The organism is Micromonospora sp. NPDC023869 (genome assembly GCF_055559695.1).
Genome location: NZ_JBVHKD010000001.1, coordinates 253,199 through 268,797, shown reverse-complemented (window position 1 = coordinate 268,797; position 15,599 = coordinate 253,199). Strand labels below are relative to the sequence as shown.

At 71.6% G+C, this 15,599-nt stretch carries 19 protein-coding genes and 1 pseudogene; 8 read left to right on the top strand and 12 right to left on the bottom strand.

Annotated elements, in window-relative coordinates; all coding sequences use genetic code 11:
• Positions 1 to 7: 7 nt before the first annotated feature.
• Together ACZ31C_RS01295 and ACZ31C_RS01290 are read right to left on the bottom strand one after the other, a co-directional pair.
• Positions 8 to 457, bottom strand: coding sequence for a hypothetical protein (locus tag ACZ31C_RS01295; protein ID WP_465793702.1), 450 nt, complete (start codon positions 455 to 457; stop codon positions 8 to 10).
• 154 nt (positions 458 to 611) lie between these two features.
• Positions 612 to 1,460, bottom strand: coding sequence for an SDR family oxidoreductase (locus ACZ31C_RS01290; protein ID WP_465793701.1), 849 nt, complete (start codon positions 1,458 to 1,460; stop codon positions 612 to 614).
• 105 nt (positions 1,461 to 1,565) lie between these two features.
• Here ACZ31C_RS01290 and ACZ31C_RS01285 point away from each other — a divergent pair, with 105 nt between their 5' ends.
• The gene (locus tag ACZ31C_RS01285) at positions 1,566 to 1,943 is read left to right on the top strand and encodes a winged helix-turn-helix transcriptional regulator (RefSeq protein WP_465793700.1); all 378 of its coding nucleotides are present in this window, start codon (positions 1,566 to 1,568) and stop codon (positions 1,941 to 1,943) included.
• A 2-nt stretch (positions 1,944 to 1,945) separates the two neighbouring features.
• Here ACZ31C_RS01285 and ACZ31C_RS01280 read toward each other — a convergent pair whose 3' ends face one another.
• Together ACZ31C_RS01280 and ACZ31C_RS01275 are read right to left on the bottom strand one after the other, a co-directional pair.
• The gene (locus ACZ31C_RS01280) at positions 1,946 to 2,545 is read right to left on the bottom strand and encodes a ClpP family protease (RefSeq protein ID WP_465793699.1); all 600 of its coding nucleotides are present in this window, start codon (positions 2,543 to 2,545) and stop codon (positions 1,946 to 1,948) included.
• A gap of 204 nt (positions 2,546 to 2,749) precedes the next feature.
• The gene (locus ACZ31C_RS01275; protein WP_465793698.1) at positions 2,750 to 3,403 is read right to left on the bottom strand and encodes a helix-turn-helix domain-containing protein; all 654 of its coding nucleotides are present in this window, start codon (positions 3,401 to 3,403) and stop codon (positions 2,750 to 2,752) included.
• A 157-nt stretch (positions 3,404 to 3,560) separates the two neighbouring features.
• On the opposite strand from ACZ31C_RS01275, the gene ACZ31C_RS01270 reads away from it, so the two are divergent.
• Positions 3,561 to 4,574 (top strand): potassium channel family protein, encoded by a 1,014-nt coding sequence (locus ACZ31C_RS01270; RefSeq protein WP_396740909.1) that lies wholly within the window; start codon positions 3,561 to 3,563, stop codon positions 4,572 to 4,574.
• A 13-nt stretch (positions 4,575 to 4,587) separates the two neighbouring features.
• Here ACZ31C_RS01270 and ACZ31C_RS01265 read toward each other — a convergent pair whose 3' ends face one another.
• On the bottom strand, positions 4,588 to 5,070 hold the full coding sequence (locus ACZ31C_RS01265) for a MarR family winged helix-turn-helix transcriptional regulator (RefSeq protein WP_465793697.1): 483 nt from the start codon (positions 5,068 to 5,070) through the stop codon (positions 4,588 to 4,590).
• A gap of 83 nt (positions 5,071 to 5,153) precedes the next feature.
• Here ACZ31C_RS01265 and ACZ31C_RS01260 point away from each other — a divergent pair, with 83 nt between their 5' ends.
• A complete protein-coding gene (locus ACZ31C_RS01260; RefSeq protein WP_465793696.1) occupies positions 5,154 to 5,795 on the top strand; it encodes an FMN-dependent NADH-azoreductase in 642 nt (213 codons plus the stop codon).
• 67 nt (positions 5,796 to 5,862) lie between these two features.
• Here ACZ31C_RS01260 and ACZ31C_RS01255 read toward each other — a convergent pair whose 3' ends face one another.
• Both ACZ31C_RS01255 and ACZ31C_RS01250 read right to left on the bottom strand, forming a co-directional pair.
• Positions 5,863 to 6,897: a 2-oxoacid:ferredoxin oxidoreductase subunit beta gene (locus ACZ31C_RS01255; protein WP_465793695.1), complete on the bottom strand. Its 1,035-nt coding sequence runs from the start codon at positions 6,895 to 6,897 to the stop codon at positions 5,863 to 5,865.
• Positions 6,890 to 8,737 (bottom strand): 2-oxoacid:acceptor oxidoreductase subunit alpha, encoded by a 1,848-nt coding sequence (locus ACZ31C_RS01250; protein WP_465793694.1) that lies wholly within the window; start codon positions 8,735 to 8,737, stop codon positions 6,890 to 6,892. Before ACZ31C_RS01250 ends, ACZ31C_RS01255 begins: the two co-directional genes overlap by 8 nt.
• Positions 8,738 to 9,066: 329 nt before the next feature.
• Between ACZ31C_RS01250 and ACZ31C_RS01245 the strand changes: the two genes are divergently transcribed.
• The gene (locus ACZ31C_RS01245; RefSeq protein WP_396740900.1) at positions 9,067 to 9,444 is read left to right on the top strand and encodes an NADH-quinone oxidoreductase subunit A; all 378 of its coding nucleotides are present in this window, start codon (positions 9,067 to 9,069) and stop codon (positions 9,442 to 9,444) included.
• Positions 9,445 to 9,450: 6 nt separating this feature from the next.
• On the opposite strand, the gene folP is transcribed toward ACZ31C_RS01245, so the two are convergent.
• Positions 9,451 to 10,320, bottom strand: a complete 870-nt coding sequence (gene folP, locus ACZ31C_RS01240; protein WP_465793693.1) for a dihydropteroate synthase — start codon at positions 10,318 to 10,320, stop codon at positions 9,451 to 9,453.
• Between the two features lie 144 nt (positions 10,321 to 10,464).
• On the opposite strand from folP, the pseudogene ACZ31C_RS01235 reads away from it, so the two are divergent.
• Positions 10,465 to 10,825, top strand: a pseudogene (locus ACZ31C_RS01235) (DivIVA domain-containing protein); the annotation flags it as partial.
• A gap of 436 nt (positions 10,826 to 11,261) precedes the next feature.
• A complete protein-coding gene (locus tag ACZ31C_RS01230; protein WP_449945425.1) occupies positions 11,262 to 11,759 on the top strand; it encodes an SRPBCC family protein in 498 nt (165 codons plus the stop codon).
• Between the two features lie 126 nt (positions 11,760 to 11,885).
• Here the strand turns inward: ACZ31C_RS01230 and ACZ31C_RS01225 are convergent, their stop codons facing one another.
• Together ACZ31C_RS01225 and ACZ31C_RS01220 are read right to left on the bottom strand one after the other, a co-directional pair.
• Positions 11,886 to 12,269 carry a PIN domain-containing protein gene (locus tag ACZ31C_RS01225; RefSeq protein WP_465793692.1) on the bottom strand — a complete coding sequence of 128 codons (384 nt, stop codon included), beginning with the start codon at positions 12,267 to 12,269 and terminating at the stop codon, positions 11,886 to 11,888.
• A complete protein-coding gene (locus tag ACZ31C_RS01220; RefSeq protein ID WP_131056284.1) occupies positions 12,266 to 12,514 on the bottom strand; it encodes a type II toxin-antitoxin system Phd/YefM family antitoxin in 249 nt (82 codons plus the stop codon). The genes ACZ31C_RS01225 and ACZ31C_RS01220 overlap by 4 nt, the downstream gene beginning before the upstream one ends.
• A gap of 107 nt (positions 12,515 to 12,621) precedes the next feature.
• On the opposite strand from ACZ31C_RS01220, the gene ACZ31C_RS01215 reads away from it, so the two are divergent.
• Together ACZ31C_RS01215 and ACZ31C_RS01210 are read left to right on the top strand one after the other, a co-directional pair.
• The gene (locus ACZ31C_RS01215; RefSeq protein WP_465793691.1) at positions 12,622 to 13,212 is read left to right on the top strand and encodes a DNA-3-methyladenine glycosylase I; all 591 of its coding nucleotides are present in this window, start codon (positions 12,622 to 12,624) and stop codon (positions 13,210 to 13,212) included.
• Positions 13,213 to 13,216: 4 nt separating this feature from the next.
• Positions 13,217 to 13,840, top strand: a complete 624-nt coding sequence (locus tag ACZ31C_RS01210; RefSeq protein WP_465793690.1) for a hypothetical protein — start codon at positions 13,217 to 13,219, stop codon at positions 13,838 to 13,840.
• 10 nt (positions 13,841 to 13,850) lie between these two features.
• Here ACZ31C_RS01210 and ACZ31C_RS01205 read toward each other — a convergent pair whose 3' ends face one another.
• A complete protein-coding gene (locus ACZ31C_RS01205; RefSeq protein ID WP_465793689.1) occupies positions 13,851 to 14,642 on the bottom strand; it encodes an enoyl-CoA hydratase/isomerase family protein in 792 nt (263 codons plus the stop codon).
• The gene (locus ACZ31C_RS01200; RefSeq protein WP_131056292.1) at positions 14,639 to 15,463 is read right to left on the bottom strand and encodes a PaaX family transcriptional regulator; all 825 of its coding nucleotides are present in this window, start codon (positions 15,461 to 15,463) and stop codon (positions 14,639 to 14,641) included. Before ACZ31C_RS01200 ends, ACZ31C_RS01205 begins: the two co-directional genes overlap by 4 nt.
• Positions 15,464 to 15,599: the final 136 nt, after the last annotated feature.

The following is a 15,599-nucleotide window of genomic DNA, read 5'->3' as shown; positions in this document are numbered from 1 at the left end:
CCGGCCGTCAGGAGCCGGGCAGGGTGCCGTAGCTGTTGCGGTAGACCTTGCCCGGCTTGGGGTGGGTGAACTTCAAGCCCGCCCACACCTCGTCCACGCGCAGGCAGGTGCTCTCGACCAGCCCGAAGTCGTAGCCGATCCGGATCACACTCTTGAGCTCCAGGTCGGAGCCGAGCCGGCCGCCCTTGGGCCAGGAGAGCCAGAGCATGCCGCCCCGGCGCAGGTGTTCCCGCAGCACCGGGAAACGGTGTCGCATCTCCTCCTGCGTGGTGACGAAGAGGTGCAGGTAATCGAACTCCCCGGTCAGCGTGTCGGCGACCGCCAGCTCGGGCAGCCGCAGCGCCTCGACCGCCGATGCGGGCGCCGCGTCCAGATAGGCCCGGCTGCCCGGCTTGACGCCCATCTTCTGCGCCACCGTCCGACCCGACGTCACTCGTTCCCCCGTTGCCTGCGTCATACCGTGGACGCTAACCCGCCCCTGTGACAACGCCCCGTCCGTCACCGGCGACGAGCCCACGTCACCGCGGACGGAGGCCCGCCACCCAGAACAACGGCCCGCCGCCACCCAGGACACCGCGTGCCAGCACCGAGGGCGACGGGCCGTCCGTGGGTCAGAGCGCCGTGCGGATCGCCTCGGCGAGGGTCACCGGCGGCCGTCCGATCAGCGTGGCCAGGTCGTCCCCCTCGACGTACAGCTCACCCTCGGCGGCACCCCGGTCGGCGTCGGCCAGCACCTCCGCGTACCCCTGCGGCAGTCCGGCGCCGACCAGCACCTCCACGTACTTCTCCACCGGCAGGTCGAGGTAACTCACCTCCCGACCGCTCTGCCGGGATACCTCGGTGGCCAGCTCGCCCAGGGTGAACGCCGGCCCACCCAGCTCGTACACCCGGTTGGTGTGCCCCTCGCCGGTCAGCACCACGGCGGCGGCCTCCGCGAAGTCCGCGCGGGTGGCGGCGCTGATCCGGCCGTCACCCGCCGCCCCCGCCACCCCGTGCTCCAGGTACGTCGGCACCTGCGGGAGATAGTTCTCCAGGTACCAGCTGTTGCGCAGCAGGACGTACGGCAGCCCGGAGGCGACGATCTCCTGCTCGGTGGCGCGGTGCTCGGTGGCGAGGATCAGGCTGGACGTTTCGGCCTTCGGGATGCTGGTGTAGACGACCAGCCCGACGCCGGCCTCCCTGGCGGCGGCGACCACGTTGCGGTGCTGTGCGACCCGCCGGCCCACCTCGCTGCCGGAGACGAACATCAGCTTCTCGGCACCGGCGAACGCGACCCGCAGCGACTCGGGATCGTCGTAGTCGGCCTGCCGGACGGTGACGCCACGCCCGGCCAGGTCGGCGAGGCGGGCGGTGTCCCGGCCGAGTGCCACGATCCGCCCGGCCGGTACGCCCCGATCCAGCAGCGAGGTGACGATGAGCCGGCCGAGGTGCCCGGTGGCACCGGTGACGACGATGGACATGGGTACTGCTCCCTCCACGGAAACTGCCTGACGTCGGAGGCAACCGGAAGATCGCCCGACGACTTCCCGTTGGAGAGTAGGCACCTTGAAGTGCGCCACATCCTGATGGAGAGTAATAGCGTGGAACCCGACCTGTACGACCGGAAGTGCGGCAGCCGGCAGGTCCTCGACCGGATCGGGGACCGGTGGAGCGTCCTGGTGGTGCTGACCCTCGCGAACGGCCCCAAACGGTACGGCGAGCTGGCCCAGCGGATCGACGGGGTGAGCCAGAAGATGCTCACCCAGACCCTGCGCGGCCTGGAACGCGACGGCCTGGTCACCCGCACCGTGCACGCCACCGTCCCGCCCCGCGTCGACTACGAGCTCACCGACCTGGGGCACGACCTGCGGTCACTGGTCGCCGGCCTGGAAGCCTGGGCGACGGACCACCTCGTCGAGGTGGAGGCCGCCCGCGCCCGCTACGACGCCCGCCAGCCGACCTAGCGTCACCCGCTTGTCAGGGGCGTCGGGAGGTCGGTGGCGGCGCGGACCACCTGGTCGATCAGGCCGTACTCGCGGGCCTCGTCGGCGGTGAACCAGCGGTCCCGGTCCCAGTCGCTCTGGACCTCCTCCAACGGGCGACCGCTGTGCTGGGCGATCAACTCCAGCATGGTCCGCTTGACGTGCAGCATGTTCTCCGCCTGGATGGTGATGTCGCTGACGGTGCCGCCGAAGCCGCCGTGCGGCTGGTGCATCACCACCCGGGTGTGCGGCAGCGCGTACCGCTTGCCGGCGGCACCCGCGCAGAGCAGGAACTGGCCCATCGAGGCGGCCAGGCCCAGCGCCAGCGTCGCCACGTCGTTGCGGACGAAGCGCATCGTGTCGTAGATCGCCAGTCCCGCGCTCACCGAGCCGCCCGGCGAGTTGATGTACAGGTGGATGTCCCGGTCCGGGTCCTCCGCCGCGAGCAGCAGGATCTGGGCGTTGATCCGGTTGGCGACCTCGTCGGTCACCTCGCTGCCGAGGAAGACGATCCGCTCCCGCAACAGCCGCTCGTACACCTGGTCGCCGAAGGTCCGCTGACCGTCGTCCAGCATCGTGACCATCTCGTCCACCTCCACCCGCCGGTGGGCGACGACCTCCGCCGCTCGGGAACCGGCCCGTCCAGCGTGCGCCGGTCGGGTGGCCGGTCCCCAGCACTTCTGCCCCGGGCAGATCCGCCCACGGCAGAACGGTTCCGGCGAGCAGACGGGGTGGGCCGTCGGCGATCTGGTCGATGCGATGCCGACGCCCGTGACAGCGTGGGCGGATCAGCTCGACAGCGGTTGCAGGTGACGTCCGGTCGGCTCGGGTGTCGCCTGGTCGGGACCGTCGGCTCCCGCGTCGACCTCTGCGGTGTCGCCGAAGACGATGATGCGGAGACCGCCGCCGAAGCCGAATCCGCCGCCCGGCCCGGCGACGACAACACCGGCAGCAGCACGACCGGTGTCGAACTCGCCGCCCAACCGGGCGTACCCACCGATCGTCGTCGTCCCGCCGTTGTCCCGGAAGCCACCGACCAGGTCGGTGCCGAGTGACGCGGTGTCGATCAGGCTGCTGCCGAAACCGATGCCGCCGAACTGCGCGACCGGGTGGGCGAAGCCGTCCGTGCCGCGCGGGACGGAGGCGGTGGGGTTGCCACCCCGGACGGCCGGGACGTAACTGCCCTGGGGAGTGGTCGGGGTCGGCCGTTCGACCCGGCGCAGCTCGTCGCGTACCTCTCCGAGCAGGTCGGACAGGGGGAGGCCGAGTGCCCGGGAGACGGCACCGAGCACCTCGGAGGAGGCTTCCTTGCGCCCCCGCTCGACCTCGGAGAGATAGGGCACCGACACGCCGGCGGCCTCGGCCACCTCGCGTAGCGTGCGGTGCTGTCGTTGGCGCTGGCGGCGCAGCACCGCACCGATCACCCGTCGCAGCAACGTCATGCGTGGGCCTCACTCTCGCTGGTCTGCGCTGACCGTACCCATCATGCCGGGCCGACGCCCGCCGCGCCGCCCCTCGCTGCGCCACCCCGCCGTGCGGATCGGCGGGCAGGGGCTATCTTGTGGGCGTGCAGTCGACCGAGTCGGGCCAGGCCCCGCGGTGATCCACTTTCCCGCGCAGCGGCGAGGTCCGCTCAGCGCGTTGAGTCTGCGGCTGGCCGCCGCCGTCGGACTGGTGCTCGCGGTGGTCACGGTGGTCTACCTCGACCGCGACGGGTACCGGGACGTGAACGAGGACGGCATCACGCTCCTCGACTGCTTCTACTACGTGGTCGTCTCGCTCTCCACCACCGGGTACGGCGACATCACCCCGGTCAGCGACTCGGCACGGCTGATCAACGTCCTGTTCATCACGCCGGCCCGGGTGCTGTTCCTGATCATCCTGGTCGGCACCACCCTGGAAGTCCTGACCGAGCAGTACCGGACCGGCCGCCGCCTGCACCGGTGGGAGAGAAAAGTGAAGGATCACGTCATCATCTGCGGCTACGGCACCAAGGGCCGTAGTGCCGTCTCGGCGCTGCTGGAGAACGGGTTCGAGAAGTCCCGGATCGTGGTGGTGGAGCGCAACGGCGCGGCGCTGCGGCAGGCCACCTCGAACGGGCTGGTCGCCATCGAGGGCTCCGCCACCCGATCCTCGGTGCTCAACCAGGCGCATGTGCGGACCGCCAAGGCGGTGATCATCGCGACCGACAGCGACGACGCGTCGGTGCTGGTGGCGCTGACCGTACGGCAGCTCACCGCCGGACAGGTCCGGATCATCGCCGCCGCGCGGGAGGCGGAGAACGCGCCGCTGCTCAAGCAGAGCGGCGCACACCACGTGATCGTCTCGTCAGCGACCGCCGGGCGGCTGCTGGGCCTGTCGACCTCCGCGCCACCGCTGATCGACGTGGTCGAGGACCTGCTGACCCCCGGTCAGGGGATGGCCCTGGCCATGCGGTCGGCGGAGCGGAACGAGGTGGGCCGGAATCCGCGCGAACTGGAGTCCCTGGTGATCGCCCTGGTCCGGCGCGGCAAGGTGGTCACCCTGGCCGACCAGGCGGGCGCGGTGGTCGAGACCGGCGACATGCTGGTCCACGTGCGCGACGACCGACCCACCGCCAACACCCTGCCCTGATCGCCGACCCGGATCAGCAGAGGACGTCGGGGTTGTCCCGGATGGCCTCCGTGCAGGTCGCCGGCCCGCCGCTGCTGGCTCGCCGCAGCAGGTCGTAGAGCGTGTCCCGCTCGACGGGGTCGAGTGCGGCGAGCACGTCGTCCTCGGCGCCGGCCAGGGCGCACTCGGCCTCGTTGAGCCGCTTCGTCCCGTGCTCGGTGAGGCTGACCACGTGTCGGCGGCGGTCCTCGGGGGAGCGGCGACGCTCGACGAGATCCGCCGTCTCCAGGTCGTTGAGCAGCCCCACCACGTTCGTGCCGTCGAGTTGCAGGCTGCCCGCCAACGCCTGCTGACTCATCTCGCCGGCCTCCCGCAGCACGGTGAGCGCGACCAGGTGGCGGGGGCGTAGGCCGAGCGGTGCCAGCACCGACTCCGATCGCAGCCGCATCCGGCGGGCCAGGAACTCGAGCAGGGCACCGGAACGGCGCTCCCTGTGCTCGGCCGGCCCGGCAGTCATGTGACCGAGTTTACCCCCACCACAAAACATTGGCCTGCTATAAATAGTTGGCGCTACACAAACCATCTGTGAGGGGTTAGCCAATGCCGCACCTGTTGCACATCGACTCGAGCATCCGGGGAGAGCAGTCGGTCAGCCGCCGGCTCACCGCCCGCGCCGCCGCCGCGTGGCAGGCCGCGCACCCCGGCGGCACGATCACCTACCGCAACCTCGGCAAGGAGCCGCTGCCGCACCTCGACGAGGCCGCCGAGGCGGCCCGGCGGACGCCGCCCGACCAGCGCACCCCGGAGCAGCACCGCACCTGGGAGCTGACCGAGCAGGTGGTCGCCGAGGTGCGGGCCGCCGACACCGTGCTGCTCGGCCTCCCGCTCTACAACTACGGTGCGCCGAGCAGCGTGAAGAGCTGGGTGGACCTGCTGATCGCGCCCGGCCTGTCGTACGACCCGGCCACCGGCGCCGGCCTGCTCGGTGGCCGGGAGTTCATCGTGCTGGCCTCCCGGGGCGGCGGCTACGGCTCCGGCACCCCGCGCGAGGGCTGGGACCACGCCGCGCCCTGGCTGCCGCACGGCCTGTCGATGACCGGCCTGGAGCCGAGGTTCATCGGTTGCGAGCTGACCCTGGCGTCGAGCGTCCCGGCCATGTCCGAGCTGATCCCGCTGCACGAGGAGAGCCTCGCGGTGGCGCAGCGGAGCATCGACGAGCTCTGGGTGCCGGCCACGGTCTGACCCGGAACGGAAACGGCCGGGCCGCCCCGTCAGAGGGCGGCCCGGCCGTTTCGGATGATCCGGTGGCTCAGAGAATCGTCCAGGTATCGCCGCTGCCCAGCAGGCCGGCGAGTTGCTGCTCCGGCGTCTCGGTGACCTTGGCCTGGGCCTCGGCCACCTGCCCCTGGACCACGCTGTCGTACGACGGCCGGCGCACCGAGCGGAACACCCCGATCGGGGTGTTGCGCAGGTCGAAGCCGGGCAGCCGGGACAGCGCGAAGGCGTACGCCGGGTCGTCGACCGTGGCGTCGTGCACCACGATCTCCTCCGGCGGGGTGGACGCCGTCTCGCGGACCTCCAGGCCGAACCCGCGCGGCGGGTGCACCACGCAGAACTGACCGTCCTTGCCGAACGTGATCGGCTGACCGTGCTCCAGCCGGATCAAGTGGTCGTCCCGAACGCCCGGGTCCTTGAGCTGCTCGAACGCGCCGTCGTTGAAGATGTTGCAGTTCTGGTAGATCTCCACGAAGGCCGAACCCTCGTGCTCGGCCGCCGCGCGCAGCACCGACTGGAGGTGCTTGCGGTCCGAGTCGATGGTGCGGCCGACGAAGGTGGCCTCCGCACCGAGCGCCAGCGACAGCGGGTTGAACGGCGCGTCCGCCGACCCGACCGGCGTCGACTTCGTGATCTTGCCGACCTCGGAGGTCGGCGAGTACTGCCCCTTGGTCAGACCGTAGATCCGGTTGTTGAACAGCAGGATCTTGAGGTTGACGTTGCGGCGCAGCGCGTGGATCAGGTGGTTGCCGCCGATGGAGAGCGCGTCACCGTCCCCGGTGACCACCCAGACCGACAGGTCCGGGCGGGAGACCGACAGGCCGCTGGCGATCGCCGGGGCACGCCCGTGGATCGAGTGCATCCCGTAGGTGTTCATGTAGTACGGGAAGCGCGACGAGCAGCCGATGCCCGAGACGAAGACGATGTTCTCCCGGGGGATGTTCAGCTCCGGCATGAACTGCTGGACGGCCGCGAGGATCGCGTAGTCACCGCAGCCGGGGCACCAGCGCACCTCCTGGTCGGACTTGAAGTCCTTGGCGGTGAGCTTCAGAGCGACGGGCTCAGACATTCTTCAGGACCTCTTCCAGCATCGACTCCAGCTCGGCGGCGGTGAACGGCAGGCCGCGGACCTGGTTGTAGCCGATCGCGTCGACCAGGTAGCGGGCCCGGATCACGTGGGCGAGCTGGCCGAGGTTCATCTCGGGGATGACCACCCGGTCGTACGCGCCGAGCACCGTGCCCAGGTTCGCCGGCATCGGCGCGAGGTGGCGCAGGTGCGCCTGGGCCACCGGCAGCCCACGCTGGCGCAGCGCCCGGCAGGCGGCACCGATCGGGCCGTACGTGGAGCCCCAACCGAGCACCAGCACCCGGGCGTCGCCGTCCGGGTCCTCGACCTCGACGTCCGGCACCGGGATGGTCTCGATCCGGGCCGCCCGGGTCCGCACCATGAAGTCGTGGTTCGTCGGGTCGTACGAGATGTCGCCGGTCTTGTCGGCCTTCTCCAGACCGCCGATCCGGTGCTCCAGCCCGGGGGTGCCGGGCACCGCCCACGGACGGGCCAGCGTCTGCGGATCGCGGAGGTAGGGCAGGAAGGTGGTGCCGTCCTCGCCGTTCGGCGCGGTGGCGAACTCGACCCGCAGGTCGGGCAGGGACTCCACCTCGGGCAGCAGCCACGGCTCGGAGCCGTTGGCGACGTAGTTGTCCGACAGCAGGATCACCGGCGTGCGGTAGGTCAGCGCGATCCGCGCCGCCTCCAGCGCGGCGTGGAAGCAGTCCGACGGCGACTTCGGCGCGATCACCGCCACCGGCGCCTCGCCGTGCCGCCCGAACAACGCCATGTTGAGGTCGGCCTGCTCGGTCTTGGTCGGCATACCCGTGGACGGCCCGGCCCGCTGCACGTCGACGATGACCAGCGGCAGCTCCAACGCCACCGCGAGCGAGATCGTCTCGCCCTTCAGCGCGACGCCGGGACCGCTGGTGGTGGTCACCCCGAGCGCGCCGCCGTACGAGGCGCCCAGGGCCGCCCCGATCGCGGCGATCTCGTCCTCGGCCTGCATGGTGGTGACACCGAACCGCTTGTGCTTGCTCAGCTCGTGCAGGATGTCCGAGGCCGGGGTGATCGGGTACGCCCCGAGGAACACCGGCAGGCCGGAACGGACCCCGGCGGCGACGAGACCGAGCGAGAGCGCGGCGTTGCCGGTGATGTTGCGGTACGTTCCGGACGGCATCTTGGCCGGCTTGACCTCGTACCGGACGGCGAAGTCCTCGGTGGTCTCGCCGAAGTTCCAGCCCGCCTTGAAGGCGGCGATGTTGGCGGCGACCAGCTCCGGGCGCTTGGCGAACTTGCGCTCCAGGAACCGCAGCGTCGACTCGTAAGGTCGGGAGTACATCCAGCTCAGCAGCCCGAGAGCGAACATGTTCTTGGCCCGCTCGGCGTCCTTCTTGGACACGTCCTGCTCGGCCAGCGCGCCGATCGTCATCGAGGTCAACGCCACCGGGTGCACCGCGTACGCGTCGAGGCTGTCGTCGTCGAGCGGGCTGCTGGCGTACCCGACCTTGGCCAGGTTGCGCTTGGTGAACTCGTCGGTGTTGACGATGATGTCGGCCCCGCGCGGCAGGTCGGCGAGGTTGGCCTTGAGGGCCGCCGGGTTCATCGCCACCAGCACGTTCGGCGCGTCGCCGGGCGTGAGGATGTCGTACTCGGCGAAGTGCACCTGGAAGCTCGACACACCCGGCAGGGTGCCGGCGGGTGCCCGGATCTCGGCCGGGAAGTTGGGCAGCGTGGAGATGTCGTTGCCCAGTTGCGCGGTCTCGGAGGTGAACCGGTCGCCGGTCAGCTGCATGCCGTCGCCGGAGTCACCGGCGAACCGGATGACCACCCGCTCCAGTTGGCGGATCTGCTTGCTCACGGCCGCACCCCGCTCCGTCGTGCGTGGCCCGCTCGGCTGAACTGGATGGTGACCTCGCCTTGCCCGGCCACGAGACCTCCTTGACGCGCCGCTGCACCGGCCGTCCGCGAAAGGTCCGGCCCGCCTGTCATTCCTCACCCAGAGCCTACGTCGGATCGAGGCTCCGCCTGCCCCGGAGGTCCGCCGACTGGGACTGGATTGTGGGGGTCTATGCGGCCCTCTGGGGGGTTTCGCCCGGCACGCCGTAATCCAGATCACCGCCCAATCCGGGCGGACCGCCAGGGATTGACCCGACCCGCCGACGGTTTCCGCCGGTAGGCTGATCGATCGTGACCGGTTACCTGGGCTCGTACGCGACGCTCGGGCTGTTGCTGCTCGCCGGCGTCCTCTTCCTCGTCGTCGCCTTCTCGGCCAACCGGGTGCTGCGCCCGGCCCGCCCGGCGGACCCGCCCGGCAAGCGGGCCAACTACGAGTGCGGTGTCGACCCGGTCGGCGGCGACTGGGCGCAGATGCAGATTCGCTACTACGTCTACGCCTACCTGTACGTGCTGTTCGCGGTCGAGGCGGTGTTCCTCTTCCCCTGGGCGGTGGTCTTCGACCGGCCCGGCTTCGGCCTGGTCACGGTCGTGGAGATGGCGATCTTCGTGGCCATCCTCGCGCTCGGCCTGCTGTACGCCTGGCGTCGCCGGATCCTCGACTGGACCTGACCCTGGTCAGGCCAGCCCGCGCCGGGTCACCGTGGGCGGGCGGGTGCCCCGGATGGACGCCACCATGTCCAGCACGCGGCGGGTCTGGCGGACCTGATGGGCCCGGAAGACCCGGGCGCCCAGCCACGCGGAGACCGTCGTGGCGGCGAGCGTCCCCTCCAGCCGCTCGGCGACCGGCAGGTCCAACGTCTCGCCGACGAAGTCCTTGTTCGACAGCGCCACCAGCAACGGCCACCCGGTGTCGGCCAGCTCACCGAGCCGCCTGGTGATCTCCAACGAGTGCCGGGTGTTCTTGCCGAAGTCGTGCGCCGGGTCGATGAGGATCCCGTCGGGGCGTACCCCGAGGGACACCGCCCGCTCGGCGAGCCCGGTCACCGTCGTCACCACGTCGGCCACCACGTCGTCGAAGGCCGCCCGGTGCGGCCTGGTCCGTGGGCTCAGCCCTCCGGCGTGCGAGCAGACCAGCCCGGCCCCGGTCCGCGCGGCGACCCGGGCCAGCGCCGGGTCCGCACCCGACCAGGTGTCGTTGAGCAGGTCCGCACCGGCGGCCACCGCCTCCACCGCCACCTCGGCCCGCCACGTGTCGATGGAGATCACCACGTCCGGGAAGGCGGCCCGGACGGCGGCGATGGTGTCCACCGTCCGCCGGATCTCCTCGGCCACGTCCACCTCGGCACCCGGCCCGGCCTTCACCCCACCGATGTCGACGATCTGCGCGCCCTCGTCCACGGCACGGGCCACCGCCCGCAGCGCGCTGTCCGCCTCGTACGTCGCGCCCCGGTCGAAGAAGGAGTCCGGAGTGCGGTTGACGATCGCCATCACCACCAGCTCGTCGGGACCGAACGTCTGTCCACCGAGCCGCAGCTCCCCGGCCACGCCGCCTCCTCCATCGCCGTACGCCGCCGGCCGCTCACCCGGCCGCCGACCACGACGCTATCCCGCGCCAGGTCACGGGCACCGTCCGGTACGGCGCGCCGGGTGGGGTCGCTCCGGGGCCGTCGACATGCCACGATCAGTGGTATGGGTCAGCTTCTGCTCCTGCTGGTCGTGGCGGTCGCCGTCGCGGCGGTGGTGTTCGGGGTCACGGTGCTGGTCACCGGCCGGGATCCCGGCCTGGTGCCGGTCGAGGCGGACGGGCGGGCGGTGCCGCTGCCCGGCGACCGTCCCCTGCGCGAGTCGGACGTGGGCGAAGTGCGTTTCGACACCGCCCTGCGCGGATATCGAATGGCCCAGGTCGACCAGGCGCTGCGCCGGGCGGCGTACGACATCGGCTACAAGACCGAGCTGATCGGGGTGCTGGAGGCAGAGGTGACCGCGTTGCGCGACGGACGGACGGCCGAGGCCGACGCTCTGCAGCGCGCCCGCGAGCAGTCTGTGGGCCTGGCCACCGGCCCGGCCGCCGACGTCACCCCGCCCGCACCCGACCCCTCCACCCCGTCGGTCTCCGACATCACCGTCACCCCGGCGGAACCGGACGTCCCCGCCACGCCTGCGAACGCCGCTACGTCCGGCACCGCCACGTCCGACAGCGCCGTGTCCGCCGCGACCAAGGCCAAGGACGCGCCGACGACCGCCCCGGCGGCGACCGCCCCGGCGGCGACCGCCCCGGCGGCGACCGCCCCGGCGGCGACCGCCCCGACCGGCGGCCACGGCGACGCCGCGACCGGTGAAGGTCAGATCGCCGAGACCGGCGGTACGGGCGTCACGCCGACCGGCGATCAGCAGATCACCCCGCCCGTCGAGGCAGCAGGCCACACGTCCGACGACGACGCGCCGGAGGCCGAGCCGCGCGGGCCGGTGGTCCGCTCGGAGTCGGCGTGAGCGATCCGGAGGGGCAGGACGATCTGCGCCAGGCGGCCCAGCCGGGCGCCGGTGAGGTCACCGCGACCGTGATCGTCGACGCTCCCGCCGAGAAGGTCTTCGCGGCCCTGCTCGCCTGGGAACGGCAGTCCGACTGGATCCCGTTCACCAGAGTGCGGGTGGTCGAGGGCGACGGCGGCGAGGGAAGCCTGGTCGAGGCGGTCACCGCGCTCGGCCCGGCGGTGCTGCGGGACAAGATGCGGGTCGTCCGGGTGGACGCGCCATACGAGATCGGCGTGGTGCACTGCGGCACCCTGCTGCGCGGGCCCGGCGTGCTGCGCTGCACCCCGTTGGCGGGCGGGCGTACCCAGGTGGTCTGGCACGAGTGGTTCCACCTGCCCGGCGGCACCGCCGGGAGGGCGGCCTGGCCGGTGCTCTGGCCCGGCTCGAAGTTCAGCCTCACCCAGGCGCTGCGCCGGTTCGCCCGCCAGGTCGAGCAGGGCCGCCTCCCCTGACCCGGTCACCCCACCGGTCGCTGAGCCGGCTCTCGGTCTTTGGAGGCAGGGTGGGCGCTGGATCTGTTCCGTGCTGAGCAGGCCCGCGAGCACCACGAGCTTCCTTGCCAGCGGGCGGTGTGCAAGTCAGATCGTGTGAATCGTGATGAGGTCTTCGAGACCTGCAAGGTCCCCGGCGTTACGGGTGTACACGGCGGCGTCATGGGCGTGTGCAGTTGCCGCGATCAGCAGGTCCATCACCCTGGCTCGCGGCTGGCGGCCGGTCTCGACGACGCGTGCGGCCAACCGTGCGTAGCTGTCGGCGACCACGTCGTCGATGGGAAGTGGATCAAATCGACGTTGAATGGCGCTCAACCGTGCCAACCGGAGTGCCCTCGCCTCGGCGGTCTTCGCGACCAGGACACCGAACTGGAGTTCGGCGAGGCTGGCGACGCTGATGGCCAACTCACCGGGAATCGGGGTTACGTCGGTGGCGATAAGGATGCTGGTGTCGAGGATGCCGCGACTCACCGTTCGACCCACGGATCGGTGATGGCGTCGTCGAGCAGGTCCCGATCACCCGCCCACCCTGGGTCTGTGGGTTGGTCGAACACGCCGGCAAGGTCGTCCCACTCACGCCAGGTTCGAGGACTGACCGGGCCGAGCACGGCTGCCGGTCGGCCAGCGACGGTGATCGTCACACGTTCGCCCGCCTGCGCCCGACGTACCAGGTCGCTGGCGTTCTGCCGCATCTCCCGCAGCCCGACCTCATGCATACGGGCACCGTAGCACATGTGCTACCCGCCCCGAGGGTCATTAAGTACCTCGCTGCGGCCGATCCTTCGGACTTCGACGGTCACACCCGCGACGTAGCCTCGGGGCCGTGACTGAACTGGTGATCGGTGCCGACGGGCTGGCCCGCTGCGCCTGGGGGGCGAGTACGCCCGACTACGCGGTCTACCACGACACGGAGTGGGGCCGCCCGCTGCACGGCGACGACGCGCTCTACGAGCGGATGACACTGGAGGCGTTTCAGTCCGGGCTGTCCTGGTTGACGATCCTGCGCAAGCGTCCGGCGTTCCGGGCGGCCTTCGCCGACTTCCGGATCGAGACGGTGGCCGGCTACGGCGAGGCCGACGTGGCGCGGCTGTTGGCCGACGCGGGCATCGTCCGCAACCGCGCCAAGATCGAGGCGGCGATCGCGAATGCGCGGGCCGCGCTGGAGCTGCCGGAGGGGCTGTCGGCGCTGCTCTGGTCGTTCGCGCCGGCCGCCGACCGAGACCGTCCCACCGCGCTGACCGGGGTGCCGGCGTCGACCGACGCCTCCGCCGCGATGGCAAAGGCGCTCAAGCGGCGCGGCTTCCGGTTCGTCGGCCCGACCACGGCCTACGCGCTGATGCAGGCGACCGGGATGGTCGACGATCACCTGACGGGCTGCCACGTCGTGGCGACCCGGGCGAACGTGATGAGATGAGGACATGACGACCGACACCGCGCACCGGCGCAACGGCGCGAGCCACGCGGAGGGCACCGGAGCCTGGGCGGTGCTGCTGCCGCCCGGCAGGTACGACGCAGAGCGGCTCGTGCACCACGACACGCTGGAGCTGACCGGCCTGGACGACCGCCTTCTGCCCGGCCCCGGCGACCAGATCGCGGTGCTGGCCGACGAGCCGCCCCGGCTGGTGGCGCTGGGCCGGGTCGCCGTGCCGACCGGTCCCGTCCCCGACGACCCGGAGGACCCGCAGTCCGACCGGGGGCCCGACGCGTTGGTGGTCACGTACACCCGGCGGGCCTTCGACGAGCCGGTGCCGGCGGAGACGCTGACCCTCGACGGGCCGGTCACCGCGCTCGACCCGGTGACCTTCCGCGAGCTGGCCGACCGGCTCGGCCCGGCGCCGCAGCGGCAGACCTGGCTGGTCAGCCTGGACCTGCCGATCGAGGCCGACTCGCCGGCCGAGGCGGTCCGGCTGTTCTGGGCCTACGTGCAGGAGTTGGGCCCCCGGGAGCTGCCTGCCTTCGTCTCACCCTCCGGCGACGAGTTGGCCATGCAGGCCTTCGTGCTGGGCGCCGAGGCGAACCAGGATCCGGAGGAGGACGACTGACCCGTCCGGGTCAGCGTCCCTCGAAGACCGGCTTCTGCTTGTTGACGAAGGCCAGCGTGGCCGCCCGGTGGTCGGCAGTGCCACCGCAGATCGCCTGCGCCTTCGCCTCGGCGGCCAGCGCGTCGGCCAGCGTGCCGGCGTCGGCCACGGAGAGCTGACGCTTGATCGCCCCGTAGGCCACGGTCGGGCCGGCGGCGAGTCGGGTGGCGAGTTCCTGGGCGGTGGCGAGCACCTGCTCGTCGTCGTCCAGCAGCCGGTTGAGCAGGCCCAGCCGGGCAGCCTCGTCGGCGCGTACCGGCTCGGCAAGCATCAGCATCTCGACGGCCTTGGCGTGGCCGACCAGCCGGGGCAGCGTCCAGGACGCGCCGGTGTCGGCGGCGAGCCCGACCTTGGCGAACGCCATCAGGAAGCTGGTCGACGGCCCGCCGACGCGGAAGTCGGCGAGGAACGCCAGCGAGGCCCCCGCACCGGCGGCCATCCCGCGTACCGCCGCCACCACCGGCTTGGCCAGGTTGGCCAGCCGGGCGGCGATCGGGTTGTAGTGCAGCGCCACGGTGTCCAACGGCCGACCCGCGCCCTCCTGGAGGGTGGTCACGTGTTCGCGCAGGTCCTGACCGGCGCAGAAGTTCCCGCCGGCACCGGCGAGCACCACCGCCCGGACGCCGCGGTCGGCCTCCAACTCGGCGAGGGTGTCCCGGAGCGCCTCCTTGAGCGCCACGTCGAGCGCGTTCATCGCCGTCGGGCGGTTCAGGGTGAGCGTGGCGACGGCGTCCGTGCGGTCGACGAGTAGCGGCTCTGTCACGTGTGGCGACCCTTCTGTCGGGCGATCCGGTGTCCTCCGTCGAGGCACTGTTCGACGTACCGGTCGGCGGCCGGCCGGAGCCGGGCCGCGTGCCGGTCGAAGAAGCCGGCCGCGGCGGTGCCGGGCCAGCGTTCGGGAAGCAGCGCCGGTGGTAGCTGCGGGTCCCGGAACAGGAAGGTACGCCACGCGTGCACCAGCCGGAACCGGGCCGCGTACGCCTCCTCGTCGCCGCTACGTGCGGAGACTCCGCTCAACAGGGCGCGCTGCTCGGTGACGAACTGCTCGTACGCCCGGCCGATCTCGGCGAGGTCCCAGGCCCGGCGGACCAGGCCCATCGCGCCCGGCGTGCCGGCGGCGTGCGCCGCGCTGAACCGCTCGAACCGGACGCCCGCCTCGCTGAGCAGCAGGTCGACGTCCTCGGCCGGGCGGGTGGCCACCCAGGTCTGTTCGTCGAGCGTGCCGTAGCCGAGATACCGCAGGTTGGCGGCGAGGCGCTGGCGGTCACGTCGCGCCGTCGGCGCGTCGAGCACCAACAGGTCGAACCGGCCGTCCCAGGTGACCCGACCGGTGCGGTAGATCCGGGAGGCCGCCTCGTCCAGCCGTCGGGCCGCCTTGGGTGTGATCGAATAGCCCGGTCCGGAGGTCAGTTTGACCGGTTCGAGCCACCCCTGGCGGACCATGCGGGAGACCGCCGTCCGTACGGCGGGTGGAGCGATCCCGAGCGGCGCCAGCAGCTTCACCAGGGCGGCAACGGGTGCGCGGCCACCCCGGGGTCGAAGGTGGTCGCCGTACAGGTCGAAGAGTGCCGACCGTGCCTGCATGACCGCACATTGTGACAGGCCATCTCGCGATAAGCTAGATGCTGTTACATCAATGCTGCTTCGGTTTGGGTCCGGCGGTGTTCATCAGGGAAAATCGTTGGTCGACACCTCCCGTGCACATTGCGGGTGGTCATGG